This is a genomic window from Stenotrophomonas sp. GbtcB23 (assembly GCF_019091045.1).
GTDB lineage: Bacteria > Pseudomonadota > Gammaproteobacteria > Xanthomonadales > Xanthomonadaceae > Stenotrophomonas > Stenotrophomonas rhizophila_A.
Map to the genome: position 1 here is coordinate 1 of NZ_JAGXKC010000039.1, position 19,269 is coordinate 19,269.

Below are 19,269 nucleotides of genomic sequence, written 5' to 3' on the forward strand. Positions count from 1 at the left end.
GGCCCGCCGGTATTGAGATTGGCCATGCTGTCACCGTCGCGCACGTTGGGTGCGTCGCGGCCGGCGTTTTCATTGCGCAGGTTGCCTACGTCGTTGGTGAGCTTGCCACCGGCGACGATGCCCGAGCCCAAGACACCGGTCTGTTCGGAGATCGGTGCGGCGCTCCATGTGGTCTTCGACTTGTTGTACGTATAGGACTCATTGAAGAAGGAATGGGTCCGGTACAGCGTCTTGGCAATGTTGGTGACCGACGCGTCCTGGGTAATGCCGAAGGTGGCGAAGTCGCCACCGGCGGCAATGCTGGCGTACTCGTTGCGTAGTGCATCGGTGGTGATGCGCATGTTGCCGCCCGCATTGATCACCGCATCAGAACCGGCCGACACCACCACGTCTTCCACCGTGGTGCGCGTGGCCACGCGGCGCTCTTCATTGCCGCTGGTGTTTTCCGGATGGCGCTGCATGTTGATCAGCATCGCGTCCGGATTGTCGTAGTCCGGATAAGTGATCAGCTGCACGCACGTGGTGGTGCAGGTACCGTAGGCGTTGCTGTAGGTCAGGTTGTCCGATTCATAATGGAACGCTGGGCTGCCCGGCTGCGACGTCGACAGGTCGCGGAAGGGGTCTTCAGCGCCGGCCCCGAGCTGGTCGGGATTATTGCGGTTGTCCGCGCGGAGCACGTAGTAGATCACCATCGTGCCGCCCTGCACGTCCAGACGCGCGCGTTCGCCGCGCGCGCCGTACAGCCCGCCGCGCGCGAAGTAGTACGCACTGGTATTGGGGGTCATCTTGACCACCGCCCTGCGGATCTGCTGACCGTCCGGCGTGATGTAGGCCGAGTCCTCCAGGATGTCAGCCGGGTTTAGGTAATACACCTCGTAGGGCTGGAAGTTGGAGGTGTTGCGCAGGCTGCCGGTGTTGTTGCCGTTCTTGAACCACCCCGGCTGGTTCAGGGTAACGGGGGCATGCCGGGTGGTCTGCTGCTGCACCACCACGTTCTCGCGGATGTTGTTCACCGCTAGCGCGTTGATGTCCAGGTTGCCGGCGATTTCGATGGTGGAGCTGAGGTTGTCGATGCGCTGGGCAGTGCCCACCGCGTTCAGTCCGTTCAGGCCACCGCCGATGGCGGCGTCGCCATCGCTGAAGACCAGGCTCTGGCCGGTGTTGCTCAGCACGCCCACGCCCAGGTCCAGGCGCTGGCGTGCGGCAATGGTCGCCGATCGCTGCACGCCGCCCACGTTTTCCGCCTGGTTGTTGAGCGTTCCGGCGTTGATGGCGATGTGATCGCCATAGATGCGGCCGGTGCCGATGTTGACCAGCGTCCCGGCGTCGACATGGGTGGTACGCCCATCCAGCAGGCCGCGGTTGACCAGTTCGCCGGCGGCGACCAGCCGGGTAAGGCCGACAGAACTGATCTCACCGGTAGCTGCGTTGTAGACGTTGCCGGCGCTGATGTTGACGTTGGCACCCTGCAGCTTGCCCAGGTTGTCCAGGTTGCCCTGGATGGCCAGGGTGAGCGTGCCGTTGGCGGCCAGCTCGCTGGTGTTGGTGTAGCTCTGGCGCAGCTCCAGGGTCATGTCGCCCTGCGAGAGCACCTTGCCGTCGCCGGTGATCTCGCGGGTGCGGATGATCTGGTGGGTACCGGCCACCAGGGTGCCACCCCCGTTGGCGATGCTGTCTGCACTGATGTCGGAGGTCTCCGACGCGGACACCTGCCCGCCGGTGTTGTCCAACAGCCCGCCGAGCTGCAGCGTCAGGTTGTCGGCCAGGACCTGGCCCTGCTGGTTGTCCAGGCTGCCGCTGGTCAGCCGCAGCTGCTTGCCCTGCAATCCCAGCGCCGGGCCATTGGGCGCGCTGAGTGTGTTGCGGTTGTCGACGCTGGCGGCCTGCACGGTCAAGGTGCCGGCGGCGGCGACCAGCCCGCTGCGGTTGTCGAGCGCGCCTGGCAACGCGATATCGGCGTTGCCGCCGACGCTGATGGCGCCGCCGGCATTGTTCAGCGCCTGCGCGCGGAGGGTGAGGTCACCCGCCCCCTGGAGCGAGCCACCGGCATTGTCCACGCTGCTGGCGTTGAGCGTGATGGCGCCCTGGCCGAACACCGCACCGGCGCGGTTGTCGAACGCACCGCTGGTGATGTCCAGCGTGCCGCTGCTGTTGATGCCATTGCCGTTTGCGTTGGCGTTGATCAGTGCCTGCCCGGCGGTGTCGATGCGCAGGTTGCCGGCGGTCTGCAGCAGGCCGCCCGTGTTGTCGAGCAGGCCGGTGCGCAGCACGCCGCCGCCGGTGAGGCTGGCGATGGTGCCGCCCCGGTTGTCCAGCGCCTGGCCGCGGGTGTCCAGCTCCAGCGTGCCGGCGATGATCCGGCCGGCCTGGTTGTTGATCCCGGCCGCGCCCAGGTGCAGGTCGGTACCGGCCTGGATCAGCCCGCCGGCGTTGGCCAGCCGGGTAGCCGTATCGAGCTGCAGCACCGCGCCGGCGGCGAGGATGCCGGCGGTGTTGTTGAGCGACTGCGCGCGGATGTCGGCGCTGCCGCCGGCATTGATCGTGCCCTGCGCGCTGTTGTCGAGCAGGCCGTCCACGGTGAGGGTGAGCGGTGCACTGCCGTCGGTGTGCAGGATGCCGCCGCGGTTGTCGACGCTGCCAGCGGTGACCGTGGTGGCACCGCCGGTGAGGATGCGGCCACCCCGGTTTTCGAGCGCCCCGCCGAGGGTGAGCTGGTGGCCGCCGGTGCCGGCCGCCTGCACGGTGCCCTGGTTGTTGAACAGCTGCGCGGCGCGCAGGTCCAGGGTGCCATTGGTGGCCAGCGTACCGGCAGTGTTGTCGAGGCGGCCGCGCACGTCCAGCGCCAGGGCCTCGGTACCGGCGGCGGTGAGCGTGCCGCCCGCCGTGATCAGGTCACCGGTCTGGATGCGGATGCGCTGCGCGGCGGTGGTGCCGTTGCGCAGGTCGGTGCTTTCGCCCAGCAACTGCAGGGTGCCATTGCTGAGCAGCTTGCCGCCCTGGCCATTGAGCGTGTGCGCGTTGATCGCAAGCGTGCCGCTGCCGGCGTGCCGCACGGTACCGCCGGCATTGCCAAAGGTCGCTGCGGTGATCTGCAGGTCGCCATTGCTGGCCAGGGTGCCGTTGTTGCCGTTGTCCAGGCTGCCCTGCACCGACACGGTGCTGGGGCCCGTGCCACCGGACACCACGGTGCCGCCGCGGTTGTCGAAGCCGGTGGCCACGATGTCCAGCTGGTTGGCGCTGAGGGTGGCGTTGCGATGATCGACTTCCCCCGCACGCAGGGTCAGTGCCCCGGTGGTGGCGATGCTGCCCTGCTGGCCGAGCAGGCTGCCGGTGTGCAGGGTGAGGCCACCGTCGCCTGCGTGGGCGATGCGGCCTGACTCATTGATCAGGCTGCCTGCGTTTACCTGCAGGGCGTTGGCATTGCTGGCCACGGTGCCGCGGCTGTTGTCGAACTGACCGGTGACGTCGATGCGGGTGTCGGCGCTGCCGGCCGAGCTGAGCGTGCCGCCAACGTTTGAGAGCGCGCCGGCGCTGATCTGCTGCGCGCCATTGGCGGCGATTGTGCCGCCATTGTTGCCGAGCGCATCGCGTACCTGCAGGACCATGGCCTGTTCGCCGGTGGCGCTGAGGGTACCGCCTGCATTCTGCAGGCTGCCGGCAATGACCTTGATGTCGCGCGCGGCGGTGGGACCGCCGCTGATGTCCAGGGTCTCGCCTTCAAGGTTCAGCGCGCCATTGCTGACGATGCGGCCAGCCGCGCCCTGCAGGGTCTGCACGTTGATCTGCAGCTGGCCGTCGCCTGCCTGCTCGATGGCGCCGCTGCGGTTGTCCAGGGTTCCGGCGCTGATGTCGGCGCCGCCCGCACTGGCGACCAGGCCGGCGTTGCTGTTGTCCAGCAGCCCGTCCACGCCCACGCGAAGGTCGGCTGCGCTATGCAGGGTGCCGCCTTGGTTGTCGAGGCTGGACGCGGTAATGGCGAGATCGCCACTGGTGAGGATCTTGCCGCTGCGGTTGTGCAGCGCCTGGTCGATCTGCAGCTGGCTGGCACCGGTACCGGCGGCCTGCACCGTACCGGCGTTGTTGAGCAGCGCACCGGCGCGAAGGTCCAGCGTGCCGTTGCCGGCAACGGTGCCGCCGCTGTTGTCGAGCTGGCCGCGCGCGTGCAGCACAAGGGCATCGGTGCTTGTGGCGGTGAGCGTGCCACCGGCGGTGGTCACGGTGCCGCCGTCGATGCGGATGCGCTGCGCGGAGGTGGTGCCGTCACGCAGGTCGATGTCGTCGGCCTGCACGGTCAGGCTGCCATTGCTCACCAGCGTGCCATCGGCACCGAGGACGCGGACCGCCGTGATGTCGAGCAGGCCGCTGCCGGCCTGCTGCACGGTGCCGCCGGCATTGCCGAAGGTGGCCGCGTTGATGGCCAGGTCGCCGTTGCTGGCGATCAGGCCCTGCCCGCCATTGTCCAGCGTGTCCTGCACGGTGAGGCGGTTGGCCCCGGTGCCGGTGGCCACCAGCTTGCCGCCGCGATTGTCGAAAGAGCGCGCGTCCAGCGCGATCTGCGCCGCCTGCAGCGTGGCACCGCGATGATCCACGGTGGTGGCCGACAGGGCCAGGTCGCCTGCGGTGACGATGGCGCCGTCGCGGCCGTCCAGCGTGCCGGTGTCCACCGTGAGACCCCCGGTGCCGGCGTGGTTGAGCGTGCCTTGCTCATTGCGCAGGCTGCCGGCGCTTACTGCCAGCGCGCCAGCGTTGCTGGCGATCAGGCCCTGGCTGTTGTCCAGTTCGCTGCTGACGGTGATCTGGCTGTTAGCCGTACCGGCCGAGCTCAACGTGCCGTCGCGGTTGGACAGCGTGCCGGCCTCGATGCGCTGGGCACCGTTGGACGCAATGGTGCCGTCGTCGTTGCCGAGGCGGTCGCGTACCTGCAGCAGCATGTCGGCCGTGCCGGTGGCATTGAGCGAGCCACCGCTGTTGTCCAGGCTGCCGGCGTGCACCGTGACCTGGGTGGCGCCGACCGCGCCATCGCGCAGGTCCAGTTCCTCGCCCTGCAGCTGCAGCGCGTCGCTGGCGACCACGCTTCCGCCCGCGTTACGCAGGGTGGCGGTGTCGATGTGGAGGCTGCCGTTGCCGGAGATGGCGCCGCCGCTGTTATCGAGCAGGTTGGCCACGCGGATCTGCGAGGCCGCTTCACCGGCCGCGATCAACTTGCCGTGGTCGTTGGTGAAGGTACCGGCCGCGATGTTGACCGCGCCGTTGCTGCCGAAGGTGCCGCCGCTGTTGTCCAGCAGGGTGCGGGCCTGCACCTGCAGCACGCCGGTGCCAAGCGCGCTGAGCTGACCACCGGCGGTGACCAGGCGCTCGCTGTCGATCTGGATCTGCTGCGCCGAGGTGGTGCCCCTGCCCAGGTCCAGAGTATCGCCGCGAAGCTGCAGGGTGCCGTTGCTGAGCAGGCTGCCGGCCGTACCATCCAGGCGAGCCACCTCAATGGCGAGTGTGCCGCTGCCGGCCTGCTGGATGGAACCGCCGGCGTTGACCAGGGTCTGGGCGCTGATCGACAGGTCGCCGTTGCTGGCCAGGCTGCCGCCGTCTCCGTTGTCCAGCGTGTCGGCCACCTGCACCGTGTTGGCGGCGGTGCCGGTGGCGACGATGCTGCCGCCCCGGTTGTCCAGCGACTGCGCGGTGAGGTCGAGCTGGGCGGCGGCCAGCGAGGCGCCGCGATGGTCCACCGCACCGGCGCTGAGGGTTACCGCGCCGGCGGTACCGATGTGCCCGTCCTGTCCATCCAGGCGGCCAGTGCTGATCGACAGCCCCCCCGTACCAGCGTGGCTGATGGCGCCGTCGGCGTTGACCAGCGTGCCGGTCTGCAGCCGCAGCGCTGCGGCATTGCTGGCCACGCTGCCGGCGTGGTTGTCCAGGGTGCCCGCCACCACGATGCGGCTGTCGGCGGTGCCGGCCGAGGTGAGCGCGCCGCTGCGGTTGCTCAGCGAGCCCGCCTCGATCTGCTGTGCACCGTTGGCACTGAGGGTGCCGCCATCGTTTAGCAGGGCGCCGCTGACGCTCAGCTGCAGGGCCTGCTCGCCCAGCGACAGCAGCGTGCCGTTGCTGTTGTCCAGCGACCCGGCGCGGATGTCCACCTGGCGTGCGCGGGTGCTGCCCTTGCGGACATCCAGCGCTTGCGCCTGCAGCTGCAGCAGGCCGTTGCTGGCGATGCTGCCCGCGCTGCCCTGCACGGCGTTGGCGGTGATCTGCAGGGTGCCGTTGCCGGCGTGATCGATGCTGCCGCCGGCGTTGAGCAGGCCGTCGGCGTCGATGCGCAGGTCGCCATTGCTGGACAGCGTGCCACCCTGATTCTGCAGCAGGCCGCTGGCGCGCAGCGTGCTTGCCCCGGTGCCGGCGGCGACCAGCTTGCCGCCGTTGTTGATGAGGGTGGTGGCCTGGATGGCCAGTGCACCGTTGCTGCCGAGCAGGCCGCCGGTGTTGTCCAGGGTGCGGCTCACCTGCAGGTTCAGCGCATCGGGGCCAGCCGAGGTGAGCGAGCCGCCGGCGGTGACCAGATCGTTGGTATGGATGTCGATGCGCTGGGCAGCGGTGGTGCCGTCGCGCAGATTCGTGGTGCCGCCCTGCAGCAGCAGGCTGCCGTTGCTGAGCACGCTGCCGCCCTGGCCCTGAAGGGTAGCCGCATCGATGCGCAGGCTGCCGCTGCCGGCCTGCTGCACGGTGCCGCCGGCGTTGCCCAGTTGCGCTGCGCTGATCTGCAGGTCGCCGTTGCTGGCCACGGTGCCGCCGTCGCCGTTGTCCAGGGTGCCCTGTACGTTCAGGCTGCTGGCCTGCTGCCCGGTGGCGAGCACGCGGCCGCCGCGGTTGTCGAAGGACGCGGCGGTCAGGCTGACCTGGTTGGCGATCAGCTGCGCATTGCGGTGGTCGGCGGTGCCCAGCTGCAGGAGCAGGTCGCCTGCGGTGGCGAGGGTACCGCCCACGCCATCCAGGCGATCGGCGCGCAGGCGCAGGCCGTCGCTGCCGGCGTGGCTGATGCTGCCCCGCGTGTTGACCAGGGTGCCGATGCCCAGGCCGAAGCTGGCCGCGTTGCTGGCGATGCTGCCATCGCGGTTGTCGAGCATGCCGATCGTCCAGGCGCTGGCGGCGCTGCCGCCGTGCGCCAGGCTGCCGCCCCGGTTGAGCAGTGTCTGCGTGTGCAGCTCCGCGCCCTGGGCCAGGGTCATGTGCCCGTCACTGTTGTCCAGCGTGGCTACCCGGGCGGTGGTGGCGCCCTGCACTTCCAGGGTGCCGCCGACGTTGCGCAGGGCCTGGCCCTGCACCTTCAGGGTGTCTACACCGAGCGTGCCGCCGCTGTTGTCCAGGCTGCTGCGCGCGTCGAGCTGCAGCACGCCGGTGGCGTCGATGGCACCGCCGTCGTTGTCCAGCGTGCGCGCGATGTTGAGCACGCCGGCCGCCAGGGGAACCGTCGTGGCGGGCGGCGGGGTGGTGCCGGTGCCGGGCGTCGGGATGCCCGTGCCGGTGCCGGGAGTGCTGCCGCTGCCCGGAGCGGTGCCGCCGGTATTGCCGGTGCCTTCGCCTGGCGTGGTGGTGGCAACGGTGCCGATCTGCCCCTGCAGGTTGCGGACGTCGGCCCCCTTCAACTGCAGCGCCTGCGCGCCCACCTGTTCGATGCTGCCGGCGCGGTTGCGCAGCGCGTCGGCGTTGAGTTCGAGCCGGCGTGCGTTGAGCGTGCCGCCGCTGTTGTCGATGTCGGCAGGGGTGTCCACGCGCAGCTCGCGCTCGGCGCTGAGCGTGCCGGCGTTGGCCACGCCGCCTGCGGCTTTGATGCGGGTGTCCTGCTGGGCGTGCAGCGCGCCGGTGTTTTCCAGCCGTCCTTCGGCGGTGACCACCAGTTCGCCGGCCTGCGCACCGATCTTGCCGGCGTTGCGCATGCCCACGCCCTGCTCGTTGCCGACCAGCCAGATCCGGTTGGCATACATGCCACCCAGCGCGCCCACGTCCAGGGCGAACGCCGGGGCACCGCTGCCGGCGGCCTGCGGGGTCACGGCGGTGTTGTCCGCGCTGACCACGTTGTTGCCCAGGCTGGCCTGCAGCTGGTTGGCCCAGATGCCGGCGTTGACCTGCAGCGAGCGGGTGATGATGTCGGTGTAGTCGGTGCGGCTGGCATCCAGGCCGGCACCGGCAATGCGGATGGCGCCCCCGGCAACCCGGTAGCCTTCCAGCGCACCGTTGCTGACGATGGGCGTGCCGGTGGTCAGGGTGACGCGGCTGGCGTTGAGGAAGCCGGCGCCGTCGATCTGGATGCCGGCCGGGTTGGCGATGATCACCTGCGCGCGGGCGCCGGCCACCTCGATGTAGCCGTTGAGCTGGCTGGGACTGCTGCTGTTGATTTCATTGAGGATGACGCGCGCGGTGCCGGTGGCCAGCCACGGGTTGCCCTGCACCCAACCGCCGATCTGGGTCTGGGTATCGCCACGCGAGTTGTTGAGGATCACGCCCTGCGCGCCAACGTCGAACTGCTGGTACTGATTGCGCGAGACACCCGCCGCACTGGGCGTGGTGATGTTGACCTGCGGGGTGCCGTTGGCCGAGCCGACTACGGTGGGCCGCTGGTCGGCCGGTGCGTTGGGGTCGGCGATGATGCGACCGGCGTTGGGCGACTGCTGCGCCGAGAGCGGCTGCACCACGCCCACCCAGCCCAGCGCCAGCCACAGGGCGAAGCTCACCGGGCGCAGCGTGGCCACCGTGTTGCCACCGCGCGCGTCGCAGCCGCCGCGCGGTGCGGTGACCAGCTCCGAGGCGACCTGCATGACACCCAGCGTGCGGTTGAAGACCAGACGGTAGACTCGATTCACGGCGTTGCTTCCTTTCAATGCGGTGGTAAGGGCGCGCACCGGCACGGTGCGCAGTACCGTACGACGGACGTCAGAACGAGACGCCGAGATTCATGCCAAAGGTGGTGTAGGCGGTCTGGAAACCGGCGGGCTTGTCCAGCGGGCTGCCCACGAAGCCTTCCCACTGCACGTGGCGGGTGCCACCGCGCAGGCCCAGCGCCATGCCAGTGAGGCGGTCGCCGAGCAGCCATTCGGTGGACGGGCCGCTGACCTGGCCGTGGTCGACGGCCACATAGCTCTCCACCGCGCCGCCGAGCGCGAACGCCAGCTCATTGCGCAGCAGCCAGCCGCGCTCGCCAGTGAGCGAGACTTCACCGTCGAAGCCACGCACGGTGTAGCGGCCGCCGATGGAGAAGCGGTCCTGCGGGACCAGCCGCGAGCGGTTCCACTGCGCGCGCCAGCTGCCGGTGTAGCGCACGGCCTGGCTGCCCCACTGCATCGGCACGGTGAGCTGCACATCGGCGGTGACCACCTTGCCGCGCGCGGTGCCTTCGCCGAACCCCTCCTCCGGTGCGTGCAGCGCATCGAACGCGCCGGTACCACGTCGGTATGCCAGGTTGCCGTCCAGGGTGGCCTTGCCGATGAACTGGCGGTGGGCGAGCCCGAGTTCCCAGCCGGCCATGCGCCGGCGCTGCACCAGGATTTCGGTGTCGTCGATGAAGTTGTCCGAATCGCGGTACCAGCCGCGCGCGTGCATGCTGGTCTTTGCGCGCGCGTTGCGGAACAGCATGCGGGTAAGGCGCAGTTCGGCGTTGCGGCTGGAGCCGCTGTATTCGTAGGTCTCGAACGCGCCGGCCACGGTCTGCTGGTAGTCGTACTCGCTGGCGTTGGCACCCAGCAGCCACCACCCCATGGGGACGCTGTAGTGCGCGGCCCAGCTGTCGGTGCCGCGTGCGCTGCCGTTGAACACGGACTTGCCTGCGTTGAAATAGAACAGGTCGCTGATCCCGGCCAGGTTGTCCAGCGATACCGTGGCACCGGCCTGCAGCTTGCCGGTGGAGGTGCTGCCGGCGTCGTCCAGGGTCAGGTTGAGGCGCACGGGCGCGCGCTGGCTCCAGCTGATGACCAGGTCGCTCTCACCGGGCCGGGCCTGCTCGCCTTCCTGCGGCGGTGCGATCTGGATGTCCACGGTGGCGGTCGGCACGCGCTGCAGGTTTTCCAGCGCCTGTTCGATGTCGCGCAGGTTGAGCAGGTCACCGGGGCCGACCGCCAGTGCGTTCCACAGCGCCGGGGTGCGTCCTTCACCGCTGGCGAAGCGGACCGCGTGGATGCGGCCGGGCACCACCGTGAGCGTGAGCGTGCCGGTCTTCAGGTCCTGCGGGGCGGCAAGTATGCGGGTGGTGACGAAGCCGCGGGCGATGATCGCGTTCTGCACGCGCTTCATCACGATGTCCACGCCACCGGTGCCGAGGCAGCGCCCGGTGGCGCGATCGTTGCGCGGATCGGCGGCCTTCAGCGCCCAGCCGAAGCGTTCGGCCAGTTCACCGTCGAGCACGATGTGGTTGATGGTGAAACAGGGCGATTCGTCGACCGGCAGGCGACCGACGGCTTCTTCCGGGGCTGCCTGCAGGCGCACGTCAGGCGTGGTTTCCTGCTGCTCGCGCAGCACACGCTCACGCTCCTGCTGGCGCAGCAGTTCCTGGTCTGACGGCCCGGCCACCTGTGCAACGGCGGCAGCCGGCAGGCAGGCGATTGCCACGGCCACGGCCAACGGCCAGCGCAGCGCACGGCTGCGTTCGATACGTCCCTGATCCACGTTCACGCGCTTCCCTGGCAGAAAATTCTGAAGCCTCCGATCCTGAAACGGCCGGCGGGCGGCGAACTTTAAAGCAATCCTGCGATCCGAAACAGCGCTGGATCCTCCCTTTCGTTTGTAGGAAAACTACGCATCGCGCGTGAAAGTGAGACTTCGCCCGGGGCGTGCGCGGGCATAAAAAAACCGGCGGCCCGAAGACCGCCGGTAGCAACGTCAATGGTCAACGTGCATTACCGCAATGGTGTAACCCCGAAGAAACTGTGACCTCTATCAGACCTCGTAAGCGGATTCGCCGTGCGAGGTGACGTCCAGACCAGTGCGCTCGGCTTCCTCGGTGACGCGCAGGCCGAAGACCAGGCGCACCACCAGCAGGATGGCGACGGTGACAACCGCGCACCAGGCGATGGTGAAGCCTACGCTGACCAGCTGCACCCACACCTGGTGGCCGATGTCGAGGTCGGCCTTGGTGCCGCCCAGCGACTGCGCGCTGAACACACCGGTGAGCAGCGCGCCGACGATGCCGCCGACCCCGTGCACGCCGAATACGTCGGCGGTGTCATCGACCTTGAGCAGGCGCTTGAGGCCGGTGACGCCCCACACGCAGACCACGCCGGTGACCAGGCCGATCACGATCGCACCCAGCGGACCCACGGTGCCGCAGGCCGGGGTGATGCCGACCAGGCCGGCGACCGCGCCGGACGCCGCGCCCAGCGCGGACGGCTTGCCCTTGCTGACCGCTTCGACCAGGGTCCAGCCCAGCACCGCAGCGGCGGTGGCGAGGATGGTGTTGATGAAGGCCAGCGATGCCACGGTGTCGGCAGCAGCAGCCGAGCCGGCATTGAAGCCGAACCAGCCCACCCACAGCAGCATCGCGCCGATGTAGGTGAACGGCACGTTGTGCGGCTTCAGGGCGGTCTGGCCGTAGCCGATGCGCTTGCCGACGAAGTACGCCGCGACCAGCCCGGCCACGCCGGCGTTGATGTGCACGACGGTGCCACCGGCGAAGTCGATCGCGCCCATTGCGCCGAGGTAACCGCCGCCCCACACGATATGGGCCATCGGGATGTAGCTCAGGGTGAACCACAGTGCCGAGAACAGCAGCACCGCCTTGAACTTGATGCGCTCGGCGAACGCACCGACGATCAGCGCGGTGGTGATGCCGGCGAAGGTGGACTGGAAGGCAACGAACAGGTAATCCGGCAGGCCCTTGATCGGGGTGTTACCCACCGAATCGGGCGCAAAGCCCTTGAGGAAGGCGAACTGGGTGAACGAGCCGAAGAAGGCGTTGCCTTCGCTGAACACCGCGCTGTAGCCGTAGGCCACCCACAGGATCAGCACCAGCGAGAACACCACCAGGATCTGGCTGAGGACGGACAGTACGTTCTTGGAGCGGACCAGGCCGCCGTAGAACAGGGCCAGGCCAGGCACCACCATCAGCAGCACCAGCAGGGTGGAGGTGAGCATCCAGGCGACGTCGCCATGGTCGAAGGTAGGCGCTGCGGCAGCTTCCGCGGCGGCGGCCGGGGCCGCGGCTTCCGGGCCGGGCAGCGGTTCGACGGCAACGGCTTCCGACGGTGCGGGGCTGACCTGGGCCTGGGCATGCGCGGTGCCTGAGAAGGCACCCACCGCCAGCGCGCTGAACAGCATCAACAGGCACACCGCGTGGAACCGGGCTTGCCACCCGGTGAACAAGGAAGTCTTCATTGTGGGCTCCGAGTGGGGTTAGAGCGCGTCCGCGCCGATTTCGCCGGTGCGGATGCGGATGACCTGTTCAACGGCGGTGACGAAGATCTTGCCGTCGCCGATCTTGCCGGTGCCGGCCGCGTTCTGGATCGCTTCAACCACCGCGTCCAGTCGTTCGTCGGTGACCACGGTTTCGATCTTGATCTTGGGCAGGAAATCCACGACGTATTCGGCGCCGCGATACAACTCGGTGTGTCCCTTCTGGCGACCGAAGCCTTTTACTTCAGTCACGGTAATGCCCGACACGCCCGCATCGGAGAGGGCCTCGCGGACCTCGTCGAGCTTGAACGGCCGGATGATGGCGGAGATCAGTTTCATGCGCATGTCCCGATGGTGGATGGAACCGGCCCGAAGACGCAGGCCGATGTCAGGTCAACCGGCGGCCACTTGCACATGGCCGCCGGTCGTTGCGCCGGACGTTGCATGGACCGCGATGACGCGGGAGGGAGGTGTGGCCCATGCTGCGCGTCCGGTCTCTCTTTTCCCCTGGTGGTGCGGCAGAAGCAGCCGACTAACAGTCGGCTCTACCGGGTGGTGCGTGCGGATTGCCGGGTGGTGCGTGCGGATTGCCGCGTCGTGCGTGCGGAATGCCGCGTGGTGCGTGCTGCCGCGTCGTGGCTCCCCAGCCATGGCGCGTTGGTGCAGAAGCGGTGGCGATGACGAAGGTGGGAGGGAAGTCCTTCGGCATCGCCACCTGTTGCTCAGTTGGCGTAGTACATCTGGTATTCGAGCGGATGCGTGGCGGCGCGGAAGCGGGTCACTTCCTGCATCTTCAGCGCGATGTAGCCATCGATGAAGTCGTCGGTCATCACGCCGCCGGCCTTGAGGAACTCGCGGTCCTTGTCCAGCGCTTCCAGGGCCTGGTCCAGGCTGGAGCACACCTGCGGAATCAGCTTCTCTTCTTCCGGCGGCAGGTCGTACAGGTCCTTGTCGCTCGGTGCGCCCGGGTCGATCTGGTTCTTGATGCCGTCCAGGCCGGCCATCATCAGCACGGTGAAGGTCAGGTAGCCGGACTGGATCGGATCGGGGAAGCGCATTTCAATGCGGCGCGCCTTCGGGTTGGACACCCACGGAATGCGGCACGAGGCCGAGCGGTTGCGGGCCGAGTAGGCCAGCATGACCGGGGCTTCGAAGCCCGGGACCAGGCGCTTGTAGCTGTTGGTGCCGGAGTTGGCGAAGGCGTTGATGGCCTTGGCGTGCTTGAAGATGCCGCCGATGTACCACAGCGCCAGCTGGCTCAGGCCGCCGTAGCCGTCGCCGGAGAACAGGTTGGTGCCGCCCTTGGACAGCGACTGGTGCACGTGCATGCCGCTGCCGTTGTCGCCGACGATCGGCTTGGGCATGAAGGTGGCGGTCTTGCCGTTGCGGTGGGCCACGTTCTTGATGACGTGCTTCATGCGCAGCAGTTCGTCGGCCTTCTGCACCAGGGTGCTGAACTTGGTGCCGATTTCGCACTGGCCGGCGGTGGCCACTTCGTGGTGCTGCACTTCGACTTCAATGCCGACCTGTTCCAGCGTCTTGCACATTTCAGCGCGCAGGTCGTGCAGCGAATCGGTCGGCGGGACCGGGAAGTAGCCGCCCTTGACGGCCGGACGGTAGCCGCTGTTGGCGCCGTCGAACTTGTCGCCGGTGCTCCAGGCAGCTTCTTCGGAGGAGATCTTGAAGAAGGTGTTGCCCATGTCGTTGGCGAACTGGACGGAGTCGAAGATGAAGAACTCCGGCTCCGGGCCGAAGAAGGCCTGTTCGGCAATGCCGGAGGACTTCAGGTAGGCCTCGGCGCGCTTGGCGATGCCGCGCGGGCAGCGGCCGTACGGCTGCATGGTGGCCGGGTCGAGGATGTCGCAGCTGATCACCAGGGTCGGGTGCTGGTAGAACGGGTCGACGTAGGCGCTGGCCGGGTCAGGCAGCAGGACCATGTCGGACTCATTGATGCCCTTCCAGCCGGCGATGGAGCTGCCGTCGAACATCTTGCCTTCTTCGAACAGCGACGGTTCCACGATGCTGACCGGGAAGGTGACGTGCTGTTCCACACCGCGCATGTCGACAAAACGCAGGTCGATGAACTCGATCTGGTTGTCCTTGATCAGCTTCTCAACATTTTCCACGGACATCGGTGAAACCTCAGATGGGTGATTGCCTGTGTGGATAGAGCAATCCCCGTGCCAACTTTTCGTGGCGCACAAGTGGTTGATTTCACACGGCGTGCACCCGGATGGACGCTGAACGCGGCGCACCATTGCGGTGCAATGGCCGCACCATGCACACATTTGGTGCGGGTTGTGATGTTTTATGATTTCACCGCACCAGCCGGGCAGGGCCCGGCTCTACCCCTTCATTTTTCGAGCAATTGCCCGCCGATGTCCGATCTGTTCTCCGCCCTGCTGTTGGGCATCCTTGAAGGCCTCACCGAGTTCCTGCCGATTTCCAGCACCGGCCACCTGCTGATCGCCCAGCACTGGCTGGGCGCACGCTCGGACTTCTTCAACATCGTGATCCAGGCCGGTGCGATCCTGGCCATCACCCTGGTGTTCCGCCAGCGGTTGTGGACGCTGGCCACGGGCCTGCACGACCGCGCCAACCGCGATTACGTGCTCAAGCTGGGCACCGCGTTCCTGGTCACCGCGATCGTAGGCCTGCCGGTCCGGCTGGCCGGCTGGGAGCTGCCCGAAACGGTGACCCCGGTGGCGTGGGCGCTGATCATCGGCGGTATCTGGATGATCCTGGTGGAAGCGCGCACCGCGCGCCTGCCCGACCGCGACGAGGTGACCTGGAAGGTGGCGGTGCTGGTTGGCCTGGCGCAGGTGGTGGCCGGCGTGTTCCCGGGCACCTCGCGGTCGGCGGCGGCAATCTTCATCGCGATGCTGTTCGGCCTGAGCCGGCGCGCGGCCGCCACTGAATTCGTGTTCCTGGTGGGTATTCCCACCATGTTCGCCGCCAGTGGCTACGCATTCCTGGAACTGGCCAAGGACGGCAGGCTGGCCAGCGAGAACTGGGCCGACGTGGGCGTGGCCTTCGTTGCCGCCGTCATCACCGGCTTCGTCGTAGTGAAGTGGCTGCTGGGCTACATCAAGGCCCACCGCTTCACGGCGTTTGCGTTCTACCGGATCGCACTCGGTGCGGGCCTGCTGCTGTTCCTGCCTGCCGGGAACTGAACAGCGCCGCGCCGCCGCAACCCCACCCGGGGTGCTCCAACGTTTTTCCCCGGGTTCCCAAGGAGATGTCCATGAAAACCACCCGCAACCTGATGCTGATCCTGCCGCTGGCCCTGCTGGCTGCGTGCAGCAACCCCTCCAGCCAGGCCCCCGCCGGCCCCGGCCGCGACGACCTCGCGCCGGCCCCGACCGCCGCCGCCGACCAGAAGGCCGCCGTGCAGCTGGACGTGCAGCGCCTGCAGGGCAACCACTGGGTGCTCGACAGCGCCACCGACAGCGCCGGCAAGCGCATCGATGCGCTGTTCGCGCGCGCCGACAAGCCGGTCACGCTGGACTTCATCGATGGCCGCCTGGCCGTGAGCAATACCTGCAACCGCATGGGCGGCGGCTACACCCTGGCCGACGGCACGCTTACCGTTTCGCCGATGGCCTCGACCATGATGGCCTGCACCGACAAGGCGCTGATGGCGCTGGACCAGGCGGTGGGTTCGCGGCTGGAAGGCGCGCTGAAGACCGAGCTGGGCGGCGAAGGCCAGCTCACCCTGCGCACCGCCAGCGGTGACGTGCTGGTGTTCAGCCCGCAGCCCACCGCCGAAACCCGCTTCGGCGGCCCGGGCGAGACGATCTTCATCGAGGTGGCCGCGCAGACCAAGCCGTGCCCGCACCCGATGATCCGCGACAAGCAGTGCCTGCAGACCCGTGAGATCCACTTCGACGACGAGGGGATCAAGCAGGGTACGCCGGGCGCGTTCGAGAACTTCTACGACGTGATCGAGGGCTATACCCACGAAGCCGGCACGCGCAACGTGCTGCGGGTGAAGCGCTTCAACGTGGCCAACCCGCCGGCCGATGCGTCGTCGAAGGCGTATGTGCTGGATATGGTCGTGGAGTCTGCGACCGAAAAGTGACCGGCATTGCGTGGGCCGGCCAACGGCCGGCGCTACCGATGCACTGTGCCGCCCGATGATCGATCGGGCGGCTTTTTTTTACGCCAACGCCGGGTTGAGCGTGTAGGTGCCGTGCAACGCGGCTTCGGCCAGCACGTGGCCGTGCATGGCCTTGTGCACGTCGGCGGCCGTGAACGGGGTGGGCAGCTCGAGCGTGGCCACGTCCAGCGCGAACAGGCGGAAGAAGTAACGGTGCACGCGTGTGTCGTTGAACGGCGGGTACGGGCCGTCGTAGCCCAGATACTGGCCGGCCATGTCCGGGTTGCCGGCGAACCAGCCGGTGAAATCGTTCAGGCCCTGGCGCGCACCGGCCGGGCCGGCAGGCTGCAGCTTGCCCTTGGCGGTGAAGCCGTCGCTGCAGCTGGCTTCGACGATCTCGCGCAGCTCGGCCGGAATGTCGGCCATCGCCCAGTGGGTGAAGTCGGCACGTGGCTGGTCGACGGGCACGCTGCAGTCGCTGCGGCCCACCGTTTCCGGCACCGTGGGCACGTCCGGGTCGATGCACAGCAGGGCGAACGAACGGGTGCCCTCGGGCACCTCGCTCCAGGCCAGCGGCGGGTTGCGGTTGGCGGCGAAGCCGTCTGCATCACCTGCGGCGAAGCTGCTGTCGATCGGCGCGCCGTTGCGCAGGCGGGTACTGGTGAGTTTCATCAGGGTCTCCTTACGCTTCGGTATAGCCAAGCCGCACCGCAACCGGGGTGAGCTGGGCGAACGCGGCAGACAGGACCTCGCTGTACTGGCGCCAGTGGCCGGCCGGGAAGCGCGCCGGGCCAAGGGTCTGCGCGGGCGGGAAATGCACGCCGAACAAGCGGCCCAGATGCTCGGCCATGGCGGCCGGGTCGTTGCCGATCTCGTCGACGCGCACCACCGCGTGCGGGTACAGGTCCTGCTCGTGCAGCGTTGCGATCTGGGCAAGTGCGCGCGCCAGCCACTCGGCCACTTCGTGCACCGAGTTCACCGCAAAAGGTGCCGGTGCGCCGTGTGCCAGCCACTCCAGCAGCATGTCACGCGGGTCGCGCAGCACCAGCAGCAGGCGGCCTTCGGGCAGCTGCGGGCGCAGCGCCCACAGCAGCGCGTTGTCCCACCAGAGCAGCCAGTCGATCACGTTGCCATCGGCCAGGCCGCGTTCGGGCAGGGCGGCGCGCCACTGCGCCACCAGCTGCTCCGGCGCCAGCTTGCCGGTGGAGAGGTCCTGCAGCGCGTGGTAGCTCTGGAACGCATCATTGGGCGGGTTGGGACTGAAGCGATCGCCACGCACCACCGGGCTGGCCGCCGCGATAGCGGCGACGACCCGCTCTACGCCCGAACCCGGCGCGCCCCATACGAACATGGGGCGACTGCCGACGTCGGCGGCAACCTCGCCCAGCGCCGGCCAGCTCAACGGGGCCTTGGCCTGCGGCGGCAACGGCAAGCGCATGGAGGCTTCGTTGGCATGCAGGCTGGTCCAGGTGGCCAGCGCGGCGGCGTGCTGACCGGCACGGTCCTGCACCGCGCCCAGCCAGGCGCGCAGGCCCGGCTTGGCCTCGGCCGGAACCTGCTCGATCAGCTGCTCCACGTGCGCCACAGCCGCCGCCGGGTCACGCGCCAGCAGGGCCTCGACCACGCGCATTTCACCGCTGCTGCGGCCGGGCTCCAGCGCAATGATCCGACGCGCAATGGCTTCCGCGGCGGCGGCATCGCCGGCCATGTCGTGCAGGCGCAGGCGCGCTTCCAGCGCCGGCAGGTGATCCGGCACGGCCGCGATCCAGCGATCGGCCACGGCGGCGGCCTCGGCACTGCCAACCACTTCGATGGCCAGGCGGGCCATCCACAGGTTGTGTTCCTGCGGGTGCGTTTCCAGCGTGGCGTCCAGAGTGTCGCGGGCCTGCTGCTCGCGGCCCAGGCGCTGCCAGGCCATCAGCAGCAGCTGCAGGGTCTGGCGGTCGGCCGGCCACTGTTCCAGCACCGGCAGCAGGTGTTCCAGCGCCTGCAGCGGCTGGCCCGACTGCAGGGCCAGCTCGCCGGCCAGGCGGTGCATCGCCGGGGTGTCGGTCTCGGGCTGGGCCAGCACCTGGCCCACGATGGCGGCGGCGTTTTCGGTATTGCCCTGGCGCAGGGCCAGCTGCACCAGCAGGCCCTGCAGCGAAGTGATGGCCGGGTTGATCTCCAGCACGCGGCGGAAGGCCTGTTCGGCAAACGCCAGCAGGTCCTTGCCCATATAGGCAAAGCCCAGCGCATAGAGGATGCGTGCATCGTTGGGCAGCGCCTGGCTGGCGGCCGAGAGCAGCGCCAGCGCACGGTCGGCATCATTGCGGCGCAGCGCGATCATGCCCTGCAGCGCCACCACTTCGGCGTTGTCTTCCTCGACGCGCGCGGCGGTGCGGGTGATCCGCTCGGCCTCGTCCACATCGTTGCGCGACAACGCCAGGTGGGCCTGCATCAGGTAGGCCGACAGTTCGTTGGGATTGAGCTCTGCGGTGCGGTCCAGCGCGCTGTTGGCGGCGTCGAACTGGCGCAGCGCCAGCAGCAGGCCGGCGTGCTGCAGATGCAGTTCGGCGTTGTCCGGGGCCAGCTCCAGCCCGCGCTGCAGGCTGACGAGCGCTGCGTCGTGCTGGCCCTGCTGCTGCAGCGCCAGCGCCAGCCAGCGGTGCGCCTGCGGCTGCTCCGGCTCGGCCTGGATCCATTCGCGCGCCAGCTGCGCGGCTTCTTCCACTGCGTTGCGGCGCAGGGCTTGGAGAATAGTGTCTTGCATGACGGTCCGGCTTGGGGTCAAACCCCGATTGTAGAACACCGGCGCCGGCGCG

General features: G+C 68.5%; 9 protein-coding genes. 2 read left to right on the forward strand and 7 right to left on the reverse strand.

Going from position 1 to position 19,269, the window contains the following annotated elements; all coding sequences use genetic code 11:
* The 5 genes from KVS69_RS14715 to glnA form a co-directional block, all read right to left on the reverse strand.
* Positions 1-8,849 (reverse strand): filamentous hemagglutinin N-terminal domain-containing protein (locus KVS69_RS14715; protein WP_217538709.1); only part of this gene is annotated, 8,849 nt, incomplete at its 3' end.
* A gap of 70 nt (positions 8,850-8,919) precedes the next feature.
* The gene (locus KVS69_RS14720) at positions 8,920-10,650 is read right to left on the reverse strand and encodes a ShlB/FhaC/HecB family hemolysin secretion/activation protein (RefSeq protein WP_217538710.1); all 1,731 of its coding nucleotides are present in this window, start codon (positions 10,648-10,650) and stop codon (positions 8,920-8,922) included.
* A 264-nt stretch (positions 10,651-10,914) separates the two neighbouring features.
* Entirely contained in the window at positions 10,915-12,348 is a 1,434-nt protein-coding gene (gene amt, locus KVS69_RS14725) for an ammonium transporter (RefSeq protein WP_184126271.1), read from the reverse strand.
* Positions 12,349-12,366: 18 nt separating this feature from the next.
* Positions 12,367-12,705, reverse strand: a complete 339-nt coding sequence (locus KVS69_RS14730; protein WP_068854487.1) for a P-II family nitrogen regulator — start codon at positions 12,703-12,705, stop codon at positions 12,367-12,369.
* Between the two features lie 383 nt (positions 12,706-13,088).
* Positions 13,089-14,498 carry a type I glutamate--ammonia ligase gene (gene glnA / locus KVS69_RS14735; protein WP_184126272.1) on the reverse strand — a complete coding sequence of 470 codons (1,410 nt, stop codon included), beginning with the start codon at positions 14,496-14,498 and terminating at the stop codon, positions 13,089-13,091.
* A gap of 246 nt (positions 14,499-14,744) precedes the next feature.
* Here glnA and KVS69_RS14740 point away from each other — a divergent pair, with 246 nt between their 5' ends.
* Positions 14,745-15,539, forward strand: coding sequence for an undecaprenyl-diphosphate phosphatase (locus KVS69_RS14740; protein ID WP_184126273.1), 795 nt, complete (start codon positions 14,745-14,747; stop codon positions 15,537-15,539).
* 71 nt (positions 15,540-15,610) lie between these two features.
* Entirely contained in the window at positions 15,611-16,447 is an 837-nt protein-coding gene (locus KVS69_RS14745; RefSeq protein ID WP_217538711.1) for an META and DUF4377 domain-containing protein, read from the forward strand.
* A gap of 78 nt (positions 16,448-16,525) precedes the next feature.
* Here KVS69_RS14745 and KVS69_RS14750 read toward each other — a convergent pair whose 3' ends face one another.
* Positions 16,526-17,137: a YbhB/YbcL family Raf kinase inhibitor-like protein gene (locus KVS69_RS14750; RefSeq protein WP_217538712.1), complete on the reverse strand. Its 612-nt coding sequence runs from the start codon at positions 17,135-17,137 to the stop codon at positions 16,526-16,528.
* Between the two features lie 10 nt (positions 17,138-17,147).
* Complete coding sequence (locus KVS69_RS14755) at positions 17,148-19,217, reverse strand: tetratricopeptide repeat protein (protein WP_068848231.1); 2,070 nt, start codon at positions 19,215-19,217, stop codon at positions 17,148-17,150.
* Positions 19,218-19,269 lie beyond the last annotated feature (52 nt).

Excerpts from the sequence above, each read along its gene's own strand:
- amt (WP_184126271.1), bottom strand. The coding sequence starts at position 12,348 with ATGAAGACTTCCTTGTTCACCGGGTGGCAAGCCCGGTTCCACGCGGTG.
- KVS69_RS14730 (WP_068854487.1), bottom strand. The coding sequence starts at position 12,705 with ATGAAACTGATCTCCGCCATCATCCGGCCGTTCAAGCTCGACGAGGTC.
- glnA (WP_184126272.1), bottom strand. The coding sequence starts at position 14,498 with ATGTCCGTGGAAAATGTTGAGAAGCTGATCAAGGACAACCAGATCGAG.
- KVS69_RS14740 (WP_184126273.1), top strand. The coding sequence starts at position 14,745 with ATGTCCGATCTGTTCTCCGCCCTGCTGTTGGGCATCCTTGAAGGCCTC.
- KVS69_RS14745 (WP_217538711.1), top strand. The coding sequence starts at position 15,611 with ATGAAAACCACCCGCAACCTGATGCTGATCCTGCCGCTGGCCCTGCTG.
- KVS69_RS14750 (WP_217538712.1), bottom strand. The coding sequence starts at position 17,137 with ATGAAACTCACCAGTACCCGCCTGCGCAACGGCGCGCCGATCGACAGC.
- KVS69_RS14755 (WP_068848231.1), bottom strand. The coding sequence starts at position 19,217 with ATGCAAGACACTATTCTCCAAGCCCTGCGCCGCAACGCAGTGGAAGAA.